This is a genomic window from Parasphingorhabdus sp., from assembly GCF_039977335.1.
In the GTDB taxonomy this organism is placed as follows: Bacteria; Pseudomonadota; Alphaproteobacteria; order Sphingomonadales; family Sphingomonadaceae; genus Parasphingorhabdus.
Window position 1 is genome coordinate 655,193 of sequence record NZ_JBDWDI010000004.1, and the last position, 24,074, is coordinate 679,266.

Consider the following 24,074-nt stretch of genomic DNA (forward strand, 5'->3'; position numbering starts at 1 on the left):
GTTGCCGGAATCGAATGATTCCGATCCGATAAAATTGGTCTGGCTTGTCTGCAGTTTCGGTGCGTTATTGATGGGCGCAGTTGTAACATCGCGTCAACGGCGCTACCGTCAAAAAAGCGTCAATAATGATCTAGTTCATGGTGGAAGGTTTGGGGAGTAGATCCGGCCAGCCATATTTTTCCCATGCCGCAACCATTCCGATACGCTCTGCAAAATCCATAAAGTCCGGATCCAGTCGAATCTGGTTTATCGGCTCTGCGTCGGTCCACAGCGACATGAAAGAGAAAAAATTGGCCGTTGTTATCTGCTGGCCAAGGGTTTTGAAGACCATCTGCGCCTGACCCATCCAGATCGCCGGTAATGTGATCGTACTATCATAGGGATCGTGCAGTGTCGCGTGGAGCATCTCCACCACAATGCAATAATTTTTGCGATCCTGGTCTTCACCGCTCCAAAGTCCCTTCGCAGCCATCAGCCAATAGGCATCCATCGCATCCGGGTCGAGCGGTGCACTGCCCGCCGGCGGAAATATGACAGTGTTCATCAGCTTCTTTGTCAGCTGATAGGTTTCCACCGCAGCATCATTGTCGCCCGATACTGCCAATGCGGCTGCGAGCCACAGAGATGGAAAACCAAGATCGACCATCCTCTGCCCCGCCTCAATAGCGGCATCAACATTACCAAGGTTGAGATAAACTGCTGAAAGTATAGCGTAATTACGGCCATTTACCGGATCTTGATCTATGCTGGCTTCAATATAGGGCAAGGCGTCCCGAGAACGCCCGCAATAGAGCAGGAAAGAACCGACACGGTTTAGAACATCGGGATTGTTGGGTTCCAGCCGGTAAGCCTCGAAAGCCAGGTCAAGCGCACCGACAATATTATTTTGCGTCCACGCATAAAAGGCAAGTACGATACGGGCATGTGCCTGCTGTGGCGACAGGCTAAGCGCTTTCTTTGCATATCCGGCAGCTTTTTCGCATCGCTCCAATCTGTCCAGACAGGGCGTGTAGACCGTCATATTAATCTCTGCTTCGGCCAGTGCCGTCCAGCATTCCGCAAATTCGGGATCGATTTCCAGCGCCTTCTCGAGCAGTTCAATGGCTGTTGGCAGCACGCCATCTCCGATGGCCCTGATGGTTAGCGCCCGCCCTTGCAAATAAAGCCCATAAGCTTCCCTATTGCTGGTCAGCTTGCGGGGTTTGGTGTCATGCTCCTTCAATTTGAGCGCATCACTCAGCCCGTTTGTTACTGCCTGTACAACTTCTGCCCGGGCGGCAAACATATCGTCGAGACTCCCATCATAGCTAAAGGCCCATGATTCAAAGCCGCTTTCCGCGTCAACCAGACCGACGGCAACACGAACCTGTTCTTCTTGCCGGTGAACCGAGCCTTCCAAAAGATACGACACGTTAAGTGCACCGGCTATTTCCGACGGGGCTTTGTTCGAATCCTTGAACTGAAAGGATGACGTCCGACCGGCAACCAGAAGCTGCGGCACCTGTCCCAGACTGGTGATCAGTTCGTCAACAACACCATCGGCAAAAAATCCGTGATCGTCCGGATCGGACATCGATTTAAATGGCAGTACGGCAATCCGGGCTTTGCCTTGTTTCCGGTCCGATATTGTTTTGCCGGTAGGGGATCGCACCGACCAGACGTTAAGCAATCGGGCATGTCCAGCCAGATTATCACGTTTCTCCAAAGCTGATAATGCTGTTGTGACCGCGCTTTGCAAACGCTGTTCCGCCTGATGGCGATGCCCTGTAAGCCAATCGTTGAACGCTTCGCCAAAATTCATCTGATCCAACAATGGTTTGGTACCGATGGACGTCAGTCTTTCGGTCGCTTCAAGACTATCGCCTTCCGTGAGGCAGACATGCAGATCGGAGAGATCGGTTTTGACGGTTCCGGTTTTCAGGCGGATCCGGGATCGCGAAATATCCAAAAGGTCACAATCCGCTGTCGCCAATATTTTGCCCAAGTCCGACAAACATTGTCGCAGGCTCGCCCGCGCTTGTGCTTCAAACCGGCCAGGCCACAAAAGCTTGCTTAAATGATCGCGGTCAATAGGTTCATCCGGCGCCAAGCATAGCATTGCCAGCAAAGCGCGCGCACGGCGATTTGAAATAAGGATTTCTGCGCCATCCTGCGCAACAAGCTGAAATGGCCCAAAAAGCACCGCCTGTGCATGGCCACCAATTTCAGCGAGCTTATCTTGCCGCTCCAACGAATCCAAAAGGCCGTCCCCCAACCAACATATTGTAACATAATGCAAATTGGATTCGGCACAATCGATAAATCAGCAAGGACCTAGATACGAGGTGGTGAGCGCTTTTGGCTAACGTCCACTTTTGCACCCAAAGCGGGCATTCCTAATCGGTTGTAAGATAGTCAGACTTCTGCAATCTTCGGCTTATGAAAAAAGTTGCTGCAAACCCATTCACGCATTCTCATAGCGTTTTGGACGATGGAATTGTTGCATTCAAATGCTCATCGGACCGAGAGCAATGGCCTTGGCTGGCTTTGCATCCGTTTGATCCTATCGTAGTGCAGACCATTAATTATTGGGCATCAGTGGAAACCAGTTCGGCGCGAGGGACATGGGATCCGACCAAATGGTCTGCCTTGACCCAAACCCATTGGGCTTGTGGAGAGCCTGGTGCGGGTCATGCCACCCACGGCGTTGCAGATGCAGCTAGCGATGAAGGCAATCCGCGCTATCGGCTGACTTTTTTCGACCGCGATGGATCGTTGGTCTACCGCATGAGCGGGGCGGGTGTTGTCTTTCAAACCCGGGATTTCGAATCCTGGCGAGACAAGGCAAAGCAGAAAATCGCTGTGCCACCAGCGATAGACGGTTTTGAGTATGCGCCTGCCAATATTGTCGGAGTAGCGACTCAAAGAGAAAGTTTTCTCTCACCATTGATCAACCATGGTGTACCCACTGCTCACGCGCTAATCACAAAGGAAAATGGATTTCCACCAGCACACCCCTTTCTCAGCGGGTCTGGTGATCACGTGAATTCAACACATCTTGCCGATGTAGCCAGGCAATTTGCAAATCTCTTGCTCGAAGGCGGACCGCACCTATTCATCGGTGGTGAAATGAATTTCAAACGCTATGTGGAGTTGGGACGCCCGTTCCAAATTGAACTGACCCACAAAGACCTTTCACAAAATACGCTCTCTATGACGGTTCAACAGGCTGATCGTTTATGTGCGACTGTTGAGCTTAGATATTGAAGTGAGCACCCAATTACTTACCGCGGGCCTTAACCCAGCGCGCGAACTGCCTGCCCTTCGCGTTGCCGCGTTTGCCAATTTTCATCAATCCAGCTTGGCGCCGAGGAAGCGGGTAACAGGGGCTTCCCCAAGATCATGTCGGAGACACGTTCCGCGACCATGATGGTTGGCGCATTGATATTTCCGTTGGGGACTGTGGGAAAGATGGACGCATCGACCACGCGCAACCCATTCAGTCCGATGATCCGACACTGGGTATCCACCACAGCCATGGCATCGCTTTCCGGTCCCATTTTGCACGTACCGCAAGGATGATAGGCGCTTTCGACATTGTCCTTCACCCACGCATCAATCTGCTCATCCGTTTCAGTTTGTATGCCGGGCTGCAGCTCTTCCTCGCGATAAGCATCCATCGCTGGTTGCCCGATAATCTCTCGCGTCAGTCTTATACATTTACGCCATTTTTCCACATCATCGGCATGCTGCATGTAGTTGAACGTGATCTTTGGTGCAGCCGAAGGGTCTGCTGACGGGATACGCACATGCCCCCGGCTTTTGGGTTTATTGGGGCCGACATGAACCTGAAAACCATGACCTTTTAGAGATGGCGTGCCGTCATAACGCATCGCGGCAGGCAGAAAATGATATTGGATATCCGGCGACTTGATACCAGCGCCTGATCGAATGAAGGCACAGGATTCAAAATGGTTGGTCGCGCCAAGACCCGATTTAAAGAAAAACCAGCGGGCCCCGATCAACAGCTTGCTAAACCAACCAAGCTTGTTGTTTAGACTCACAGGTTCTTTGCAGCGAAACTGAAAATAAATTTCGAGATGGTCTTGCAGATTTTCTCCAACACCGGGCAGTTCATGCAAGGTTTCAACGCCAGCTTTGCTCAATAGGGAAGTGGCTCCAACACCGGAGCGCTGCAAAATTGCTGGCGAAGCGATGGAGCCTGCTGACAGGATTATTTCCTTATCGGCCAAGACGGTTTTCTGCACACCTCTATGGTTCAGGATCACTCCGACAGCCCGTTTGTCTTCCAACATTATGCGATCGACAAGTGCATCGGTCCATACTGTCAGGTTGGCTCGCGATTTTACCGGATCGAGATAGGCTCGAGATGTGGATTCCCGAATGCCGCCGCGTACCGTCATATGCATCGCGCCAAATCCTTCTTGGCGGAAGCCGTTATAATCCTCGGTGGACGGATATCCTGCCTCGACACCAGCGTCGATAAAGGCCTGATAGAGCGGATTGCCATTCATATTATTACCGCCGCCGACGCCCAGCGGTCCGCTACCGCCCCGATAGTCGTCTTCACCGGCTTGCCAGGTCTCTGATCGCTTGAAATAGGGCAAGCAATTGGCATAGCCCCAACCTTCTGCTCCCGCTTCTTCCCATTCTTCGAAATCGCAAGCATTCCCGCGTACATAAACCATGCCGTTAATGGACGATGTACCACCAAGTCCTTTGCCGCGTGGACAGGTTATCTGGCGGCCATCAAGCGCGGCTTCGCCCTCGGACAGATATCCCCAGTTATAAGTTTCGGATGCCATTGGATAGGACAGCGCAGTAGGCATCTGGACCAGGATATTCTTGTCACTACCACCGGCTTCCAACAACAATACGCGGTTCTTGCCGTCTTCTGTAAGGCGATTGGCGAGCACGCATCCCGCAGAGCCAGCACCAATTATGATATAATCCCAGTCTGCATCGGAGGTGGTTGGCATGCGTTTTATACCCTTTGGAACGAGGCGGCTGTTAGTTGACGCCGCCGCTGAAAAATCAGCGCGTATATACAAGCGTAGAGCAAAATAACCACCATGCCGATCCACTCAATTTTCAGCGGTGTGAATTGGTATAACAAGATTAACCCGAAGAGCAGGCCCCAATGGATGGCGATATATAATGATCGCCCCAACCGTTCGACCGTGAGATTGAGATTTTCCGAATAGAGCCGCGTTAAGGAATCCAGCGAATTGATCACAAAAATAATGCCGACCACTATCATGGAAATTTGCAGAAATCCGGTCAGCGGGATTTCTTGGCTGTGAACATGGAATAATATCGAAAACCACAAGGCGATGGGTATAGATGGCAAGACGAGCAATGCCGCCAGCAGCTGCCAAGGCCGAAGGCCGCCAACAAATCGTGCAACAAATTGGCCGATCATGATGCTCCAAGCGAACCACCAGAAAAGATAGAAAGCATGATAGTCGGTCAACGGGCTAACGAACCTGTGTAGATTGCGAAAATAGCCACCCAGATATTGTCCGCTTTGTACAAATTGCTCAACACGCATATCGCTGTGCATCAACATTGCTGTGATCAACGCAAGGAACAGCAGAAAAGAGCCAATACTCAGCCATATGACCAAGCGAATATCGGTACTTGATATTACGGCGGCGAGTACGACAACCGCCACAAGAGCATAGCGCGCGACCTCTGGAATATCGGCAATATAATCGGGGAGATAGCTGAAGAAAAGAAACCCGGTGAAAGCGCAAGTGCCAATAATCACCAGATTGTTGATCATCTTCACCCACCCGATCTCGAACAATTTTAGGCGAGGTTCGACAACACAGAAATAGAATGTTGTGAGAAAGTAAAAGCCCCAGACTAGGAAGCCCCAAAAGCCAAATTCAATCGCTAAGGGGTTAGTGAAGGCGTAAACGGATTCTGCCTCGTAAACCGGAAATTCGGTCAAAGGAAACAAGATCAGGCCAACATCCAAACCCGACGTGAACAGAATAGCGATAAATGCCATCAGGCGGCTCGGTTGCTCTCCCACAAGCAGGGTTTTGCGAGACCAAACAATCAGAAACACTGACGTCGTCAATGTGATCAATATGGCGGTCGTCAATATGATATGTGCGCTTTGCATTAATCGCAATTTTTCGAGTGAAGATATTGCAATACTTATGCAAAAACCCGATGGAAGCAAAATGGAAATTGATTTTAATGCCGCTTTGCTGATCCATGTCGGGGCTCTGTTCTACATCATCGCCTTCCTTATTCGGGATGAAATGAAACTGCGGCTGCTGGTCCTTAGCGGATCCGTTTTCTATCTGCTCTATTATTATCTATTCCCGGATACGCCTCTGTGGGACGCGATCCTGACCACGGTCATTTTGACTGTCGCCAATCTTATTGTTCTGTTTCGCATTGTATTGGAACGCTCGGTGTTCGCGTTGAGCGCTGAAGAAAAACAGTTGTACAAGGCATTTGAAGGATTCAGCCCAGGCCAATTTAGGCAACTATTGAAAATTGCAAATTGGCGCACTGTGCAATCCTCTGAGGCACTCACCAAAGAAGGCGAGCTACTTTCCAAATTATATTATGTGTTTGATGGATCCGTTCACGCGAAAAAAGGAAAGCACGAATTCACATTGGACGACGGCAATTTTATCGGAGAGATTGCCTTCGTGCTCAAAGGTCCACCAACAGCAGACGTCACCGCCCTGCCTGGCACGCGATATGTCGAATGGGATAGCGTCGAAATTGAGCGGCTGATGAAAAAGTCATCGGCTTTTGAGAATGCCATGATGGCGCTACTTAGTCGTGATCTCGCCGACAAACTTGCCACAAGTGTCCAACCAGATTCGGTGATTGCTTAGAATTCTGAGTTCAAGCGTTGGCTATCCCAATTCCTCTGCCCTGAGAGTTTTGCGATCGAGCTTTCCGATCATTGTTTTGGGCAGACGGTCACGCACAACCACATCGCTAACCCGCTCATGCTTTCCAAGTTGCGGATTGAGCCAGTCTTTCAGTGCCGGACCAACGATGTCCATTCCTTCTTCCAGAGCGACATAAGCGCGGGGGCTTTCGCCGCGATAATCATCGGGCACACCAATTACGAGCGCTTCCTTTACAGCCTCATGCTTGTAAAGCACTTCCTCGACTTGGCTGGGGAACACTTTGAAACCGCCAACTGCGATCATGTCCTTTATCCGGTCGACAATTTCTATGTAGCCGTCCTCATCAATAACCGCGACATCGCCCGTGCGCAGGAAACCATCTACAAATACTTCATCATCAGCAGCTGGCAGGTTCCAGTAGCCCTGCATGACCTGAGGCCCAGAGAAGATTAATTCTCCTGGCTCGCCTTCAGGAACTTGTTTCGTCGGATCTTCTTTGTCGACCAATTTAACCAGCGTCCCCGGCACAGGTTGCCCGATCGTTCCGGACTTATTCAAACCGGAATAGGGGTTAGCGCTAACCACTCCGGAACTCTCCGTAAGACCATAGCCTTCGACCAGTTTTGCACCGGTTTTCGCTTCAAATTTCTTCTTGAGCTCCAGCGGCAGCGGAGCTCCGCCGGATACACATACTTTCAGCGACGAGAAATTTGTCTTGTCGATATCGGGATGATCGAGCAACGCTTGATACATGGTCGGTACACCCGGCATCGCGGTAATCCGATTCCGGGTGATCGCTTTCAATGTTTGCTTGGCATCAAAGCGCGGCAGCATAACAATCTCTCCGCCTCTTTGCACCGTGCGGTTAAGCACCGCACTGTTGGCAAAGACATGGAAGAAAGGCAGCACGCCCATTAATCGATCATCATCGTCTATGAAGGGATCTATGCCATTTATCTGGCGAGCATTGCCGGTAAGGTTCTGATGACTGAGCATCGCCCCTTTGGGCGTCCCGGTCGTTCCGCCAGTATATTGCAATAGCGCTATATCCTTTTCGGGATGGATATTCGGCGCAACATATTTACCGTCATTGTCGGTCAGATCGGCGAAACGCGTGATCCGGTCATCATCTGGTTGAGGCGAATTTTCCTTACGCCTGAACAAGCGATAGAAGAGCGCTTTTGCAACGGGTAGCGCACCGGCAACGCTACCGACCACCAATCTTTCGAGGCTCGATTGTTGCAGCACAGCATAAGCTGTAGGAAACACCGCGCTGGCCGAAAGTGTGAAAAGGACTTTGGTGCCGCTGTCCTCCACCTGATGGTTCAGCTCTTCAACCGTATAAAGCGGCGAGAAATTGACCACCGTTGCGCCTATGGCCATCGCGCCATAATAGGCCGTCACATAATGCGGAACATTGGGAAGAAACAGACCAATCCGGTCCCCCTTTTTGATACCCATCTCCTGCAACCCCTTGGCCACCCGAACGACGCCAGCAGCAACCTCGGCATAGCTATATTTGCGGCCCATAAAGTCTAGCAAATTTGCATCGCCCCGGCGACCGGCCGATCGGAAAAACATGGCGGGCATCGACAAGGGTTCGAAAAATTGATCCCAATCCGTGGGATGATTATAGCGCGATTTCCAGATGGGAGTGGAATCGACGGGCGGAGGAGTATCAGGTATTTCGGTCATTGACATCAGTGTAAGTCATCACACCATCAGTGACAATGATTTGCTGACGACAAACTGTAAAAGCGCTTCCACCAGTTGCGGGCTGCAGGGCGCTGTATTTTAATGCGCTCGGGCTTCGGGCCAAATCCGAAGGAAATTTTCCGTAAAAAATGCTTCCTTGGTTGCGTCATCTGCATCGGCTAGATGTCCGTCAAATTTTCCGAGTGGATCGCGGCCACCTTCGACATGCGGATAGTCGCTGCTGAATAAATAGAGGTCCGGGTTTGACTGCGCAATCATATTGGCAACGTCTTCATGCGGGAATGGGGTAAAAGCCATTTGTGCCGTGATCTGTTCTGATGGCGTACGGTCAAAGCGCACGCTTTCATCCGCACGGCTATAAATGCGGGTTAAATCGTCCATCCGGCGGAGCAATTCCGGTACCCAGCCTGCGCCCAGTTCCACGGCGGCTCCGCGCAGATTCGGATGACGTTCGAATAGACCTTCGGCAACCATCATGCTGATAAATGTCTCCACCGCTTGGTGCAGAACGAACGCATCCTTGGTACGTACATTCTCGCCGCCACCCATCCAGTCTTTGACAGCGGCGCGGCCATTGTTGCTCCACGACTTCATCGCTTGCAGCGGTGATCCGCCGACATGGAATAGAAACGGAATACCCGCCTCTGCCAGCTTTGCCCAAAACGGTTCGAGATCGACATGACCGCATGAGAAGCCAATCGGTGCCCTATGAGGAACCCAAACCGCGTCGAGTCCGGATTCAATCGCAAAATCCAGTTCTGCGATTGCCATTTCAGGAACATCCAGCGGGGTGATTGCCACGCCGAGCAATCGCTCATCATCGCTGCAAAAGTCTGCCATGTGCCGGTTATGTGCGCGTGTCGCCCCGTAGCGCAATCGCGCTTCGGTTTTGGAACTGGGGTGAAAGGGCAACGCTACGCTGTGGGTGGCGAATACAAGCTGTTTGCGAAACCCCAACAGATCGACCGCCTTTGAACGGTCTGAGGAGTTAAACGCACCCAGGGCCTGTATTTCTTTGGAAGTTTTGATCAAATCGTCACCCAGAGCGATCATGGAATTTTTGTGATCCTCGCTATGCTGACCGCCTTGCTCCATAATAATCGCGACCTCGTCGTCAGTAACGAGCGAAGCACTATAACTGACTTCGGGAATTTCATCTCGCAAACCAGGGTCAGCATATGATTTAAGAAAGTTGGGGAGCTCCATGATGTGGCTATCTGCGTCGTAGATAGCCCTATTTTCAGGCACGTAGGTCATCTGTTTCTCCCCAGTCGCTTTTATCAACTCACATTGTAGAGTAGCCTAGATGCAATCTCTTCACAACATCGCTGCAGCAAGCGTGCTCATATGAAATAAGACCGCTTTTGCACCCATAGCGGACATTAGTGTCGTGGCGGCTTTATCCCGAAAGCGGACATTAGGAATGCAACGTGAATCGGTAGCAACTGAATAACTGCAAAAGTCTCATTCTACTGGATTTGAGTTTGATTCCTCGGCCCAATGCTCGCAATCCAATCGATCACAGCATCGACATATCCGCGCGGTAACCTGTGTTTGCTATCAAACTCAACCCGCGTCAGTTTTTCGCCACCAGCTTTGGCCAATGCATCATTGTCTGCCTTGCTTGAAAATTGATCCTTGCTCGCGGTTATCAAAAGCCATCGGGCGTGCACTTTGCTGGCATGGTTGATGGGTGCGACGACCTTTGCACTTTGCGCTGCCGGTGGCACCATGGTGACGATATGCGTCACTTCCTTGTGTTTCGCCGCAAAAAGCACCGCCATTTGCGCGCCCATACTATATCCTGCCGCCAATATGTGTTTGGGTGGTCCAAATTTGCTGTTCACTTTCGCAAGCAACACATCATAGTCATTCAAAGTGCCTTCGATCATTGCCAAATAAGGCTCAGGCTTGCCGGACCTTAGGTTTTTCAACCGCTCAAGCGGTTTCATATCATCTTTTCGTGCGCCATGTGATCGAGCGTCCAATGCTACAACCCGGTACCCTCTTCCAATCAAATCTTTGGTGATCAAATCAGTATAGGAACCGTGATCGTGCGCTAACCAGCCGAGGCTGGAGCCAGTCATACCGTGCATCAGTATAGCCAAGGGCGCATCTTTTTCTGTCTTTATGTTCTGATAGATAAACCCGGTAATCCGGTTCCCATCGGGCGCTTCCAATGCAAGCTGTTGGACATTGGTTTGTGCAGACGCGCTTGCGTTGCCCAAGATCATTGCCGAGGCAGCAAAGAAGGTCGTTACTATTGCCATGAGTTTGTTCATCGAAATCTCCATTAGGTTGGAGACTTTTTAAAGGCCCAAGAGTCAAAACAGCGTCAAATGCACCTCTGCGACAAAATACAGCACTAAAAGAGACTTTTCACAAACAGCCAATTTACCAGGAAACAACTGCTGATGTCCCGCCTTCCGAACGGGCATCAACGGAGACCTGAATTCCAAAATGCGAACACAGTCTTTCAACCAGTGATAATCCAATGCCAAAACCATTTCTGCTGGCGGATTGTCCAATCCCAATTCCGGTGTCTTCAATGCTCAACTGTCCATCGGATATAGAAAGCGAGACCATCCCTTTGTCTGTATAACCAAAAGCATTGCGCACAAGATTCCCGACAATGACTTGTGCAACAGCTTCCGGGACCGGCATGTCAATATTCTCACTACCGGTGATGTCTATTTCTACGTTGCCCTCATCAAGCAGATGCTTGTTCAGTTCGATTGCGTGCAAGCATGTTTTCCAGACATTGCATCTTGCGTTGTCATCAGGTTGCCGCCCCAGCCATAGGATTCCTTCCGTCAGAAGCCGCATGTCGCCTAAAGAGGATGCTAGTCTTTTGAAGGGAGCGCCCTTTTGACCCTCTTTCTCCATAATTTCGGCAGCGCCAACCGCAACTGATAGCGGCGTGCGCAATTCATGGCTCACATCCCGATTAAACTGCCTTTCGCGTTCCATCAGATTTTGAATGTGTTTGTCTTTGTCGGCAATTGCATCAGCCAAGACTTTTATTTCAACAGGAGCGCCGCTTAAGTCCAAAGAAGTATGCTCCAGCATCTTGCCAGAAGTCACCGCTGATGCAATTTTCTCTATTGGCAAACTCAACTTCTTGGTCATTCGCAGCAAAAAGAAGATGGTAACAAGCAGCATCAAACCGCCCAGCAGAGCTATCAATATCACAAAACCCCATACTTGCTCGGTTGATCGAACATAGGTGCGCGCATTGAATATCAAATATTGCTTTGCTTCGCCTTCGCCTCGCACCGCCAGGTGGTAATGCCCGTGCTCACCGCCAAAAACTTCATATTCTCCGGCCTTCCAATCAGATTTAATTTGACTGACCAGCCACTTGGGCATCGCCTCTGTCCCATGGAAATATTCCATTTCCAAACCTGAAACCGTTCTCTTGGTTCCTTTTTCATATTGTACCGATGATGACAGTTGATCTGCCTTCACGCTGACCTGATTTCCAAAAATCTCATCTTCAAGACTGAATTGAAACATCACCGCCATAAACACGGTGATTAAAAAACATATGCTGATTGACGTGATGAAATTGCGGAGCACCAGATCATTTACTTTTTGCGGTCGTCTATTCATCGGATGAACTTTCTTTCAGGCGATAACCGCGAGAACGATCGGTCTCGATCTTGCAGCAGGTTTCCAGCGATGACAGTATTTTCCGCAAGTTATATACATGTGTCCTGAGCGCCCCGGAATTTGGAGGATCCTCTCCCCAAATTTTATAAGCAATGGTCTCGCTGGAAATCGCATTGGGCGCAGCCTCTATCAGAAGCCTAAAAATTATGGCTTCTTTGTTGTTCAGAGGTCTCGATGAAGACCCATTGCTCACGATATTATCTGTGGGGTCAAACATTAGTTCGCCGTATCTCAGCGATGAAGCATTTTTGATTTTCGGACGCTTGGCAAGCGCATCAATCCGAATTTTCAATTCCCGCAACGCGAACGGTTTGGTCAGATAGTCATCAGCACCTGCGGCAAATCCAACTTCCTTGTCTTCCAATGTATCGCGCGCGGTCAACATCAGGATTGGCGCTTGCAGATTTGCTTCGTTCTTATAGGCTTTGCAGAGGTCTATGCCGTCACGTCTCGGCAGCATAAGGTCGAGGACAATCACATCATAGTCATTGGCGAGCGCCAGTTCTAATCCGTGATCACCATTATAAGCAAAATCCAGGATATATTCCGGCTCCAAAAACTCGGCAATATTGGCCTGAATATCCAGATTATCTTCAACCACCAAAACTCGCATCAGCTTGTCCATCTCCAAAATCTGGTTGCGCAAACTAGCACAAGCCAACGCATTATTCGCCCAGCCTTTGGCTTAGCGAAATCAATGTCAAAAAGCTGTCAAAACCGACTTCACATTCATTTGACACTGGCCACCCTATCAATGTTCTCACACGAAAATTTTGAGGACTGCATGGATCATAAAATAGAACTAAAGGACGTCGGTCACTATTTTGATACGCCGCATGGCCGTATCTCGTTGTTTGACAAACTGTCGCTTTCATTTTCAGGCGGAAGCACACACGCTATTGTTGGCCCGTCGGGCGTCGGCAAGTCTAGTTTGTTGTCTTTGGCTGCGGGTCTCGAGCTGCCTCGTTTAGGAGAGATAATATTTACTTGCGATGGCGAGCAAATCTCACCCGTTAAACTGCGCCAGAGGTCAGGTTTTGTTTTCCAACAATTTCACCTTATGCAGGAATTGGATGCGATCGGAAATATTGCGCTGCCGCTGCGGTTGAACGGCAACAAGCAGGCATATGATATCGCCAGAGAGTGGCTGAAGAAAATCAATCTTGACGATCGCGCCAATCACAAGCCCACGCAACTGAGCGGGGGAGAACAGCAACGGGTGGCGATTGCCAGAGCGTTTGTATCCAATCCAGCCTTTATCTTCGCCGATGAACCGACCGGGAATCTGGATGAAGCTACTTCGAACAATGTAGCCGATCTTATGTTCGATTTCGCCAAGGAAACCGGATCAGCATTGATTATAGTTACCCACAGTTCTGCTCTGGCTGAACGCGCTGATAATTGTTTCGCGCTTTCCGAAGCCCATCTCGAGAAAATCAAATGAGTTGGATAAAACTGGCCCTCGATAATTTCATAAACGACAGTAAATCAAGCGATGGTCGTTTGGTGATATTGACCCAAATTACCCTGATATTATTCCTATCGACATTGTCGCTAACGAGCGCTTCAGTGCAGCAATATCTGGATGGTAATCTCAACAATATGCTGGGTGCAGATATCTCTGTTTCAGGACCACGCCCGTTGTCAAATAGCGATGAAAAGTTGCTTGCTGACAAGGCCGCAAGAATTGCCAAAGTACAGTTGACCCCGCTGGCGATTTCCCTGCGCGGGGAAACCATTCCAGTGCAGCTAAAAATCACCGATGAAAATTACCCGCTGCAAGGCAGTCTCAAAATTGGGGCTACTCAAAATCAAACAATCCAGAAGACGATCGAACATGGACCGCCACCAGGAGAAATATGGTTGGGCCCCAGAGCAAGCAGCAAGATTGACGCAGATATTGGTGACCGGATAGCAATTGGCGAGGAAACATTCCGTTTCAGCGCGATTATATATCATGAACCTGATCGATTGATGGAAGGTCACTCCGTTGCCATGCGGGCGTTGATCAACGGTAAATCTCTGTCGATTGAAGATATTAAGAGTAGCAAGACCTTGTATCGTTACTTGCTAACGGCAACCGCTGGACAGCAGGAAAACATCGAAAATTGGGCCTCTGATAATCTCAATGATTTCACCCTCCTAACCAAAGCCAGCGGCGATCATCCGTTGGCACTATTCTGGCAGCGGACCGAGAATTTCCTTGGCCTTGCGTCGGTCATCCTCTTTTTCCTTGCCGCGATCGCAATCGATATGGCCAATCGGCGTTATCTGGAACGACAGAAGCAACGCTTGGCCGTGTATCTCAGCTTCGGACAGTCTTTGGCATCGTGCCTCCGTCTATCCCTGCTGCAATGGCTTTTAGGCTTCCTGCTCTCTTTCTTGATCGCAATTGGCCTCGCTTATATCGCGCAGTATTTTCTGATCGCGCAACTGGCCGAACAATTTCCTGGCATCACATCGGGCTGGCATCCAGCTACTATCGTGAAGACTGCTGGTTTGATATTTATACTCTTGCTTGCCTTTCAAATTCCGATGTTGTGGCAGCTCAGTCGCACTTCATTGGTTAGCCTGATCCGCGCTGTCGCATATCCGTCCGCACATTTGCTGAGATTATTTTGGGGTTTTGCGAGCATCTCGCTGCTCGCTGCATATTATTCGGATAATTTTCTGCTGACCGGTTTGACGCTGGGCGCGTTAGGCGCTGCTCTTTTGCTGATGGCAATATTGAGCTGGATCGTTCTAACCGCAGGTGAGCTTTGGGGACGAAAATACCCCGGATTATTGTCCTTTAATTTCTTCATCATGAAACAGCGGATATTGAGTAAATCATCGCAGATACTCGGGCTGGGTCTGTGCAGCCTGCTGCTGCTTTTTACGCTGATGTTGATGAAAGATATCGGCACCACCATGGAAGGTTACACACGCGCCAATAACGGCAATTTGATGGTCGCCGAACTGCAGGCCCAAGATAAGCCTGTGCTTGAGGATTGGGCACGCAGGAACAAGAGTGAAATCCGGCAATTACGGCCATATGCCGCCGCGAAATTATCCGAAATCAATGGCCTGTCCATTGATGAAGCAATTTCAACACCCAGCGATACCTTAGCCACCGTTAAAAGCTCCATCCGGCTTAATTGGTCAAATACCATCCCGTCAAACAACCAATTGGTTGGAGGCAAGTGGTGGTCAGAAAAGGAAGCGAACTGGAATCAAATCTCCGCTGAAGATGAAGTGATGACCGATTTAGGCCTGAACTATGGTGATCAGCTAACCTTCGTGATTGATGGGAAAGCAACACAGTTCAAATTGGTTGCCAGCCACGCCTTTAAACCGGGAGGCGGTTCGGTGACATTCTGGTTTCAGATCCCCGAGCGAGCGATTGAAGCGATCAAGCCCGAGGTCTTCTATATGGGAAGCATGGAACTCCCGGATGCAGCCTGGAGTGAGCTTGGTTCGCTTTGGCAGAACCATCCATCTTTATCACTGGTGCCATTGAAAGAGCTGACCCAACGCTTTGACGATACACTCGCGATGATCACAAAGCTTGTGGTTGGTTACGCTGCCATGGTGTTGATCATGACCGCACTGGTGATTGCCGCATCGATGAAGGGCTTTGAGGCCGAAGATCGGCAAAAAAACGGTCTGTTGATGAGCATGGGCGTGACCAAAAAATCATGCGTAAAACTCGCACTCTATGATTGGCTCACCGTTTCGTTGATCGCCGGTATCGGCGCGATATCGGGCACTTGGCTCGCCGGTTTGCTGATCTACCAGTCGCAATTCTCGATGACTTATGAGCCCGATCCGATCTGGCTTGTCAGCACCATGCTTGCGATCGGCGTTACCGTTTGCGGGATCGGCGTCATCTACAGCCGCAATAGCCTTTCGACATCTATCAACAACCTCTTGAGCGATTGATTATGACGGCGAAGACATCTGGCGAAAGCCCACGTGCATTTAATTTCGGGGCACTTGCTGACTTGTTGATTGTGATGACCGTGCTTGTCATCGTGAAGCAATCGGTGCTGCCCTATAGCTTCCTATATGCCGGCCCCGCATCAACTTTTAGCGCGATGGTGGTCGGCACGATATTGCTCCGGCGGAGGGGTCTCGGCTGGAAAGACCTAGGACTGCGTTGGCCGGAAAGCTGGTTAAAAACAGCGGGCCTGACATTACTCACGATGTTCCTGTTTATTGTGGCCGTAAAGTGCATGGAGTTGGTGGCGGGATATTTCTTCGAGAGTGTCGGTGCCAGCGGACGATTTGATCATGTCGAAGGCAATTTGCCAGCCTATATTGGTATTATGTTTCTTACTTGGACCCACGCATCCTTCTTTGAAGAACTGTTATTCCGGGCCTTTGTTATCAGTCGGGCAAGTCACTTTCTGGGAGGAGGGCTCAAGGCCGATTTAATCGCCGTGGTCTTCTCATCGATATTTTTCGGATATCGCCATTACTATTATCAAGGAATGTACGGAGCGCTGATTACAGGCGCTGCGGGATTTGCTTTTGGAATGTGTTATCTATGGTTTGCTCGGAAAAACATAATGCCGCTGATCTTTGCACATGGCATCTTCAACAGCATCTCGCAGACAAGCAGGTTTTTCGGGTGGGAGGATTAGGTCACTCAGCAACGAAGAATATCGAGAGCCCAGACGGTGTTTGCAATTGAGAACAGTCATGTCCGCTTTTGCCCCCATAGCGGACACTAGCGTTGTGACCGCTTTATCCCGAAAGCGGACACTAAGATCGACTAACCACGGTCATATTTCGGCCTCGTCCGAAAGCACGGTGATCAACCCATTTCGGCGGTTGGCAAGAACCGTTCGCGGCTTTCGCTGGCGCGTTGCTGTACTTCGCGTAGTGCTTCCTTTTCAGTGGCATCGAGCATCGAACCGATTAGACGCAGAAAATGCTCCCGCATGGCACGGCGCGCGGCTGCAGGATTGCGGGCTTTGAGGGCGTCCAATATGTCCCGATGCTCCTCGGCACGAATCTCGGCATCCTCATCACATACAGCTTCGTAGCTATGCCTAACCTGAGGTAATTCCTCGCGCATTCGCCACAGCGTTTCAATTGTATGGACGAGAGCCTCATTGCCGGACGACCCAGCGATTGTTGCGTGAAATTCACGATCAGCCGCAAGGGAAGCCTCTTCGTCGCTGCTGGCCATGGCTATAATGAGATCATCAAGCTTTTGCAGCTTCTCGTCCGAAATTACTTTTGCTGCCAACGCTGCAGCTTCCGCCTCGATCAGGGATCGCGCCTCGGTAAGCTCAAAAGCGCTTACATCGGGAAGATGACCGGGATTTTTGGGCTGTTCTTCACACACATAGGCGCCTGATCCGGTTTTAGTTTGAATACGTCCGATTGCTTGCAAAGCGATTTCGGCCTCACGAATGGTTACTCTGCTGACCTCAAACTTTTCGGCCAATTCTCTCTCGCCCGGCAGCCGTGTTCCGGGAGGAAACATACCCTCATCAATCAGACCGCTTATCCGTTCCGCAACACTATGAAAAAGTCTTTGCTCAGCCATCAGTTACCCATTCCTCCAAGATACCAAGGCTATCTAAGCCTTGTATTCCCTTAGCGCAAACCCGTGATATTGGTCGATAACGAATATGCAATTCAAGAGCTCCAATCGGTGCGGTGGGTTCAAGCTCCCACCGCACCGCCCCCGTTTGGAGTTCGATAAACCCGTCAATCAAAAGCGCTTGCAGTCAAAGGCACTTGAGCTTTTTACAGCTGCAATCGACCTTGCGACCGTTTCCTAGAAGCTCAGAGTAGCACCAAAAGTGATTCTCCGATCCGGTAGACCTTGGAAGCACAACTGTGCACCGCTATTGACACAAGACTGCTCAATTTTAGACTTAGTGAGGTTAACGCCTTCAACGCCGATGTTCAGATAGTCGGTGACATCATAAGTTACACTAGCGTTAAGCTGTCCTCGCGATTCTGTAACGGTTGGAAAACCAAGAGTACTGTTCAAGCTGGCTCCGGCTGCCGTATCCAACGTACGGAATGAATCGCGCCATGTATAACGCGCCCGGGCCGAGATACCATATTTCTCGTAATAGAGGGTTGCGTTGTAAGCATGCGGCGAAAAGTCCAGCAAACCTTGTACCCTAGTAAACGGCCCTGGCAGGCCACTGCTTGAAGCCAAGATTGCAGCTCCGCGAGTGGATGCACTATTTGTGGCCTCACCACCGCTGAACTTCTGGTAGGTATAGTTAGCAATGATACCGAAGCCCGATGCAAATCCTAGTGTATCCTCAAATTGAGAAAGGTCATATTGGAACGCAACTTCAACGCCCGTTTGCTTGGTACTGGCGGTGTCGTTAATGATGGTTTGAAGCGGAACACATAGACCATTGCCCGGAATGTTAGACAAGACGTTGCGATCGGGAAGCGGGTTGAAGATACCGCCGCCTTCACAAGGATCCGTGATATCCCGGAAACCGTTTGCATCAATTGCAACATCTTCTACTTGCGTAACAAACAGGCTGTCACGCTTCTTGTGGAAGAAGCCGACACTCAAAACTGATGCAGGTGCAAAATACCAGCTGACCGATGCATCAAATGATTGTACTGTTTCCGGTGCCAGATTGGGATTACCAAGTGACACGGCATTATTCGGACCCGTCGGGAAGCTAACCGAAAGCGATAGATCATTAAAATCCGGGCGGAGGAGATCTTCACCGTAGCTTGCACGAATGACGATATCATCAGTGACATCTGCAACCAGATTAACGCGCGGCAACCATTCCTGATAACTACCGCTTGACGTTACTGGCGTTACCACTCCGGCGGCAACAGTATTGCCTCGTGAATTAACTTTCGTACTGACATAACGTAGACCAATATTGCCACGGACTGGACCGAACTCAAAATTGGCCTGACCATATACCGCATTGGTTGTTTCATCGATATCAAAGAAAGCAGCCGGATTAGAAACGGGATCGTCTATAGATCCGTTTGTCGTTGCAAGGGCAGCTTGCAAAATATCCAATGTTCCTTCTGGATCAGAAAAAGCGCGATCCGGATCGACGACAAGGAAATTTCGGAACGCCAGCGCTCTACCATCAAAATCGCCAAAATTGCTTGGGCCTTGAACAATAAGCTCTGAGAACAAAGAGCCATTTGGGCTGTTTGCTATTGCGCCCGTGCCAAATGTAGAACGGATTTGATCAAATAGAGATGACGCCTTGTTATAGCGATAGCCCCAGTCAACAGAGGTGATAAAGCCAGTCAAATCTTCAAGCTCGAGAGACATATCAAGACGAGCCGCATTTTCAGCATTTTCGGTCCTGTTGTTACTCGCCGTTATCGCATCCAAAACAGTATTATTCGGGTCCAGAAGCTGATCCACTGTCGGCGCGAATGGTGAATCAAAGTTGACACCGAACGTCAGCGCGCCGCCTGTAAGATCGTAACGAAATGGAACACTGTTATCATTACTAGTGCCATCAAGCGGTGTAAGAGGATTTGGGTTGATGAAGTTCAATGTCGTGCTAAGATTCGGGTTGCGCGTATTAGAGGTCGACCTTGACGCCTCTGCCTGCATCGAAAAGCGGCCACTTTCCCATTCGCCGCCAAATCTGTACACCTGACTATCGGTGACACGGGCGCCCGTGTCGCTAGAAAAGCGAAGGTTCGGATCATCGTCATCGCGAGCCAGATTTGGTTCGATTACGCCAGTCAGTGCGGCTTGGATAGAACCCAAATTCACCCCGTCGAGCGTACCATAGTTGACCGTTTCAAAACTATCCGGGACATTGTTGAAGCGTAGAGAGCTTACACCAGAGCCCTGAATACGCGAGCTGTCTTGCCTCCGCTCCTGATCGTTCACGATCGCATCGAAAAAGAACTTCAGATTGTCGTTCGGTGCCCATTCCAGGGTGCCGGCAAAGTTGATGGTATCATATTCGAAATTCTCCAGCTCCTGATTGAGGAACTGAATGCCGATATAATCGAAGTCCGGTCCAGGGGCCCCTGTGGACGTAACGCCGCTGCCTTGGGCAATCAGGGTATCCCGGTCGACCCGAGGACGGAAAGATGTTGCTTCTTGTTGCGTATAGCTTCCGCTCAAAACAATGCCGATTTCGCCCATACCAGTAGACCAACTGTCACCGAAACTTGCCGAAAACCGAGGCTTGATGCTGTCTGACAGCTCGCTGTATTCCCCTTGGGCGCGGAAAGACATTACGCGATCGGTCAAATCTAGCGGACGAATCGTGCGCAGGTTGATGGTACCACCCACCGACCCTTCGGTCGTTTTTGCTTCCGGCGCTTTGGTCACTTCAACGGAAGAAATGATAGCGGCGTTAATATCTTCAAAACTAATGCCACCACGGCCCGTACCAGAACCAACGGTACCAACACCGTTAATCTCGACACGGTTATCATCGGTACCACGGATCTGGACCCCGGAACCGACACCGGCACGCCTAGTGATTTGCACACCTGTTACGTTTTCGAGAACCTCGGCAAGGTTTTGATCGGGCAGTTTACCAATATCTTCAGCCTGAATGACTTCAACGAGACTTGACGCTTCGCGCTTTTCAGCGAGCGCGCTGGCAAGAGAACTGCGAATGCCGGAAACGATGATGACATTCTCGTTTGCATCCGACGCAACTGCCGCGCCCGATTCTTGTGTTGCCGTATCTTGTGCATAGGCTGGGCTAGCCAACATCATGATAGCCGTGCTGCCCAAAAGTGCCGCCATAGCGCTCGTTTTGCCAGTGACTGACACGCGCGCAATTCCTACTCGAAACATCCTCATTCTCCCCTGTTATTTTTATTGATGGAGAAACTCGGCTCATTATTCCAAATTGTCAACCGTTAATATATACCCATATGTTTATATATGATGCACTTTATGTCATACCAATTATATGTACCAATAATCAAAGTGATAGGCGGGTTTGATCGGATCTGATCAGAAAATCATCGACCTCTGATCTAAGTTAATCCGTAAAAAAGATGAATTTGCTGATTGATTTTCTAGGAATCAGATAAGCTAGTGTTTGTATCGGTAAAGGATCAGAGTAATTTTGATACGTTGCCCGCTTTGTAGTCTGCGGCACATTTTTGACACTCGTGGCGTACAGCGCGTCCGTTATCGCTGACGGTTGGTACAAAAACGCTAGCGTCCGCTTTTGCGCCCATGGCGGACGCTATCTTTCTACGTTTTCCGCCAATGCCAAAGTATTCTGTCCCACGTTATCCCGGTTAATCTCGCTTTATCCCGGCGACATTCTCTAATGGTAATGACAAACTGTAAGAGCATACCTACTAGTCAGACGGCTTGGCTGAAGGTTCCAACCGTTTGCCCGCGAAATTCGTCAAATGTGGCAGCGATACTGCGCGCATAAGGCTTGGCAGATTCGTGTAATTTTATTTGTTCGTCGGTAATTTCAACCAGTCCGCGGTTGATATATGGTACGAGTGAGGTTGCATGCGCCGCTGCACCGCCTAGTGGTGAGAGATCAGCAAGGCCATTGGATAATATCTGCTCGATAATCGCACCATGCCTTTGGTTGCTGGAACTTCGTTCTATGCCCAGCACCGCCGGCAATTTGCCCTTTTCAAGGATCCCCCGATAGCGACCAGTATTTTTCTCATTCTGGACGATCAGGTTCGGAAATTCGCTAATCGCCGATGCTCCCATTCCGATCAATATACGGCTCTGATCATCGGTAAAACCCTGAAAATTGCGCCTCACAACGTCTTGCGCACTCGCCTGTCCCAATGGATCGCTGAGCAGCGCAAAATGATCAAAACCAACGGGTTGATAGCCTGCTTGGGTCAAAAAATCATGGCCGAACGCCGCCATATCAAACCGCTGTCTGGCATCTGGTAAATTGCTATCATCAATCTGGCGCTGACGTGGAATCAAGCTTGGGATATGCGCATATCCAAATAGTGCTATCCGCTCGGGCAGCAGCCTAACTGTCTGTTCAAGCGTTGCCTTTAGAATATCGATTGTCTGACCGGGGAGGCCATACATCAAATCAAAGTTGAGCGAAGTAACGCCCTGACCTCGCAAGTGTACAACCATATCAGTCACCATGTCGAGCGGTTGTACCCGCCCGATTGCCGCCTGCACCGATGGATCAAAGCTCTGTATCCCAAGGCTGACATTATCCATTGTCACCTCAGCCATCATATCCCGCCATTCTGCCGAGTAGCTGCGGGGATCCAGTTCAATCGAGAGCACCGCGTCGTCGACCCGAAAGTCGGTCTGAAGATGTGACATCAAAGCTTTGAAATCAGAGGCACTGAGGGCGTTGGGACTACCACCACCAAAAGCAATCCGTTTCACACGCCCACGCTGGTTAAGGCGAGATGCAACCAGATCAATCTCAGCAAACAAGGCTTGCAAATAGGCTGTTAAACGATGGGTTCGGTTTGCCCGCCCGGTATTACAGCCGCAATACCAGCATATCTGATCGCAATAGGGAATATGCGCGTAAAGCGAGATTTCATCGCACAGGCGAACATCTGCCAGTGCCTGTTCCAATTGCCGTGATCCTATATCAGCATTGAAATCAGCGGCCGTTGGATAGCTTGTGTAACGGGGAACCGGCCGTTCGAGCAATTCAGGATAATATTTCCACATGGACCGGATTTTATGCGGAGGGAATAGTCCCGTCTTTGCGCTAGATCAAAGTGCGCTGTACCAAGCGGTCCCATCTTTCATTTCATACACCGCACGGCCCGTATATTCGAGATGACGGAGCGTGGCCATCGCCTCTCCGGTCGCCATGCCGATCACATCATGGCCAATGGGACGGGAAAAGAGCAGCGGAAAGCTATCCACCACCCGCATAGGTTTTGCGGCTAGGGCGTCGGCAAGATCATCCAACGCCTCGTTGTGCCTAAGCGCCAGTGTGTCGAGCCGCTGATGCGCGCCTTTAAACGGCCTGCCATGTGCTGGCAGGACGAGTAAATTGGGATCAATCTCGGCGCGAAACCGGTCTATGCTGGCGAGCCATTCACCGAGGGGATCAGCAGTAGGCTCGCTAAGCATAACTGAAATGTTAGATGTGATCCGCGGCAATATCTGATCACCGGAAATCATCACATGATTTGCATCATCGATTAGGCATGCATGTTCCGGCGTATGTCCCCGCCCGATCATCACCCGCCAATCATTGTCACCGATGGACAAGCTGTCCCCTTCATCCATACGGATATGACCAACAGGCAACTTCGAGACGGCCCGCGCAAAGCGCCCCCATCCACCTTCGCATTTTTCCTTGATCAGCGCTTCATCCCAACCAGCGAAACGCCATTCATCGATCGCTTCCTGCGGAACATCTTCGCTGACATCAGCAGTCAGCATGCGCGCTAACAACCATTCGGTGCGATTCATGTGCAGCGGCACCTTGAAACGGTTAGCCAACCAGCCAGCACAACCAACATGGTCAGGATGAAAATGGGTAACGACAACTTTGGTCGCCGCCTTCCCATTCAATCCGGTTTTGAAAAGCGTTTTCCAGGATTCGATAACGGCTGGCATGAAAAGGCCGGTATCGACAATCGCAAATCCTAGTGTTCCATCCGGATGTACGTCATCCAGAACCCAATTGTTAATATGCCCCAGCGGCCCCGGAACCGGCGTGCGGGTCCAGCCAATGCCCGGCATCAGTTCAAAATATTCGCCATATTTGGGTTCATAGTCGCCGAGCGGATAGGTTAGCCCTTCCGCTTCTATGGGTTCAAAGCCATGGTCTGCAAGCGTTGCATCATAAGCCGGGGGCGTCGTTGGAGCATCCATCGCGCAACCATAGA

The 24,074-nt window shown here is 50.3% G+C and carries 17 protein-coding genes; 5 read left to right on the top strand and 12 right to left on the bottom strand.

Annotation, left to right across the window (positions count from 1 at the left end):
- Nucleotides 1-130: 130 nt before the first annotated feature.
- Nucleotides 131-2,239: a tetratricopeptide repeat protein gene (locus ABJM21_RS10385; protein ID WP_348301217.1), complete on the bottom strand. Its 2,109-nt coding sequence runs from the start codon at nt 2,237-2,239 to the stop codon at nt 131-133.
- A 179-nt stretch (nt 2,240-2,418) separates the two neighbouring features.
- Between ABJM21_RS10385 and ABJM21_RS10390 the strand changes: the two genes are divergently transcribed.
- Nucleotides 2,419-3,246, top strand: a complete 828-nt coding sequence (locus ABJM21_RS10390; RefSeq protein WP_348301216.1) for a hypothetical protein — start codon at nt 2,419-2,421, stop codon at nt 3,244-3,246.
- A gap of 29 nt (nt 3,247-3,275) precedes the next feature.
- On the opposite strand, the gene betA is transcribed toward ABJM21_RS10390, so the two are convergent.
- On the bottom strand, nt 3,276-4,979 hold the full coding sequence (gene betA, locus ABJM21_RS10395) for a choline dehydrogenase (RefSeq protein ID WP_348301215.1): 1,704 nt from the start codon (nt 4,977-4,979) through the stop codon (nt 3,276-3,278).
- Nucleotides 4,980-4,984: 5 nt separating this feature from the next.
- On the bottom strand, nt 4,985-6,133 hold the full coding sequence (locus ABJM21_RS10400) for a hypothetical protein (protein WP_348301214.1): 1,149 nt from the start codon (nt 6,131-6,133) through the stop codon (nt 4,985-4,987).
- 61 nt (nt 6,134-6,194) lie between these two features.
- On the opposite strand from ABJM21_RS10400, the gene ABJM21_RS10405 reads away from it, so the two are divergent.
- The gene (locus ABJM21_RS10405) at nt 6,195-6,866 is read left to right on the top strand and encodes a cyclic nucleotide-binding domain-containing protein (RefSeq protein ID WP_348301213.1); all 672 of its coding nucleotides are present in this window, start codon (nt 6,195-6,197) and stop codon (nt 6,864-6,866) included.
- Nucleotides 6,867-6,887: 21 nt separating this feature from the next.
- Here the strand turns inward: ABJM21_RS10405 and ABJM21_RS10410 are convergent, their stop codons facing one another.
- From ABJM21_RS10410 to ABJM21_RS10430, 5 genes are all read right to left on the bottom strand, one after another.
- Nucleotides 6,888-8,582 carry a long-chain fatty acid--CoA ligase gene (locus tag ABJM21_RS10410; RefSeq protein ID WP_348372213.1) on the bottom strand — a complete coding sequence of 565 codons (1,695 nt, stop codon included), beginning with the start codon at nt 8,580-8,582 and terminating at the stop codon, nt 6,888-6,890.
- Between the two features lie 99 nt (nt 8,583-8,681).
- Complete coding sequence (locus tag ABJM21_RS10415) at nt 8,682-9,860, bottom strand: amidohydrolase family protein (RefSeq protein WP_348301211.1); 1,179 nt, start codon at nt 9,858-9,860, stop codon at nt 8,682-8,684.
- Nucleotides 9,861-10,072: 212 nt separating this feature from the next.
- Nucleotides 10,073-10,885 (bottom strand): alpha/beta fold hydrolase, encoded by an 813-nt coding sequence (locus tag ABJM21_RS10420; protein WP_348301210.1) that lies wholly within the window; start codon nt 10,883-10,885, stop codon nt 10,073-10,075.
- 112 nt (nt 10,886-10,997) lie between these two features.
- Nucleotides 10,998-12,215 carry a HAMP domain-containing sensor histidine kinase gene (locus tag ABJM21_RS10425; protein ID WP_348301209.1) on the bottom strand — a complete coding sequence of 406 codons (1,218 nt, stop codon included), beginning with the start codon at nt 12,213-12,215 and terminating at the stop codon, nt 10,998-11,000.
- Entirely contained in the window at nt 12,208-12,888 is a 681-nt protein-coding gene (locus ABJM21_RS10430; protein ID WP_348301208.1) for a response regulator transcription factor, read from the bottom strand. The genes ABJM21_RS10425 and ABJM21_RS10430 overlap by 8 nt, the downstream gene beginning before the upstream one ends.
- A gap of 120 nt (nt 12,889-13,008) precedes the next feature.
- On the opposite strand from ABJM21_RS10430, the gene ABJM21_RS10435 reads away from it, so the two are divergent.
- The 3 genes from ABJM21_RS10435 to ABJM21_RS10445 are packed head-to-tail and all read left to right on the top strand — an operon-like array spanning nt 13,009 to nt 16,900.
- Nucleotides 13,009-13,719 (top strand): ABC transporter ATP-binding protein, encoded by a 711-nt coding sequence (locus tag ABJM21_RS10435; protein ID WP_348301207.1) that lies wholly within the window; start codon nt 13,009-13,011, stop codon nt 13,717-13,719.
- Nucleotides 13,716-16,196 carry an FtsX-like permease family protein gene (locus ABJM21_RS10440; protein ID WP_348301206.1) on the top strand — a complete coding sequence of 827 codons (2,481 nt, stop codon included), beginning with the start codon at nt 13,716-13,718 and terminating at the stop codon, nt 16,194-16,196. The genes ABJM21_RS10435 and ABJM21_RS10440 overlap by 4 nt, the downstream gene beginning before the upstream one ends.
- Nucleotides 16,197-16,198: 2 nt before the next feature.
- Nucleotides 16,199-16,900: a type II CAAX endopeptidase family protein gene (locus tag ABJM21_RS10445; RefSeq protein WP_348301205.1), complete on the top strand. Its 702-nt coding sequence runs from the start codon at nt 16,199-16,201 to the stop codon at nt 16,898-16,900.
- Between the two features lie 173 nt (nt 16,901-17,073).
- On the opposite strand, the gene ABJM21_RS10450 is transcribed toward ABJM21_RS10445, so the two are convergent.
- From ABJM21_RS10450 to ABJM21_RS10465, 4 genes are all read right to left on the bottom strand, one after another.
- Entirely contained in the window at nt 17,074-17,814 is a 741-nt protein-coding gene (locus ABJM21_RS10450; protein ID WP_348301204.1) for an FCD domain-containing protein, read from the bottom strand.
- A gap of 234 nt (nt 17,815-18,048) precedes the next feature.
- Nucleotides 18,049-21,054: a TonB-dependent receptor gene (locus tag ABJM21_RS10455; protein WP_348301203.1), complete on the bottom strand. Its 3,006-nt coding sequence runs from the start codon at nt 21,052-21,054 to the stop codon at nt 18,049-18,051.
- Nucleotides 21,055-21,576: 522 nt separating this feature from the next.
- Complete coding sequence (hemN, locus tag ABJM21_RS10460; protein WP_348301202.1) at nt 21,577-22,899, bottom strand: oxygen-independent coproporphyrinogen III oxidase; 1,323 nt, start codon at nt 22,897-22,899, stop codon at nt 21,577-21,579.
- Between the two features lie 45 nt (nt 22,900-22,944).
- Nucleotides 22,945-24,060: an MBL fold metallo-hydrolase gene (locus ABJM21_RS10465; protein WP_348301201.1), complete on the bottom strand. Its 1,116-nt coding sequence runs from the start codon at nt 24,058-24,060 to the stop codon at nt 22,945-22,947.
- Nucleotides 24,061-24,074: the final 14 nt, after the last annotated feature.

Bases quoted from the DNA above. Each gene is read 5' to 3' on its own strand.
- ABJM21_RS10390 (WP_348301216.1), top strand. From the start codon at position 2,419: ATGAAAAAAGTTGCTGCAAACCCATTCACGCATTCTCATAGCGTTTTG.
- betA (WP_348301215.1), bottom strand. From the start codon at position 4,979: ATGCCAACCACCTCCGATGCAGACTGGGATTATATCATAATTGGTGCT.
- ABJM21_RS10400 (WP_348301214.1), bottom strand. From the start codon at position 6,133: ATGCAAAGCGCACATATCATATTGACGACCGCCATATTGATCACATTG.
- ABJM21_RS10405 (WP_348301213.1), top strand. From the start codon at position 6,195: ATGGAAATTGATTTTAATGCCGCTTTGCTGATCCATGTCGGGGCTCTG.
- ABJM21_RS10410 (WP_348372213.1), bottom strand. From the start codon at position 8,582: ATGACCGAAATACCTGATACTCCTCCGCCCGTCGATTCCACTCCCATC.
- ABJM21_RS10415 (WP_348301211.1), bottom strand. From the start codon at position 9,860: ATGACCTACGTGCCTGAAAATAGGGCTATCTACGACGCAGATAGCCAC.
- ABJM21_RS10420 (WP_348301210.1), bottom strand. From the start codon at position 10,885: ATGAACAAACTCATGGCAATAGTAACGACCTTCTTTGCTGCCTCGGCA.
- ABJM21_RS10425 (WP_348301209.1), bottom strand. From the start codon at position 12,215: ATGAATAGACGACCGCAAAAAGTAAATGATCTGGTGCTCCGCAATTTC.
- ABJM21_RS10430 (WP_348301208.1), bottom strand. From the start codon at position 12,888: ATGCGAGTTTTGGTGGTTGAAGATAATCTGGATATTCAGGCCAATATT.
- ABJM21_RS10440 (WP_348301206.1), top strand. From the start codon at position 13,716: ATGAGTTGGATAAAACTGGCCCTCGATAATTTCATAAACGACAGTAAA.
- ABJM21_RS10445 (WP_348301205.1), top strand. From the start codon at position 16,199: ATGACGGCGAAGACATCTGGCGAAAGCCCACGTGCATTTAATTTCGGG.
- ABJM21_RS10450 (WP_348301204.1), bottom strand. From the start codon at position 17,814: ATGGCTGAGCAAAGACTTTTTCATAGTGTTGCGGAACGGATAAGCGGT.
- ABJM21_RS10455 (WP_348301203.1), bottom strand. From the start codon at position 21,054: ATGTTTCGAGTAGGAATTGCGCGCGTGTCAGTCACTGGCAAAACGAGC.
- hemN (WP_348301202.1), bottom strand. From the start codon at position 22,899: ATGTGGAAATATTATCCTGAATTGCTCGAACGGCCGGTTCCCCGTTAC.
- ABJM21_RS10465 (WP_348301201.1), bottom strand. From the start codon at position 24,060: ATGGATGCTCCAACGACGCCCCCGGCTTATGATGCAACGCTTGCAGAC.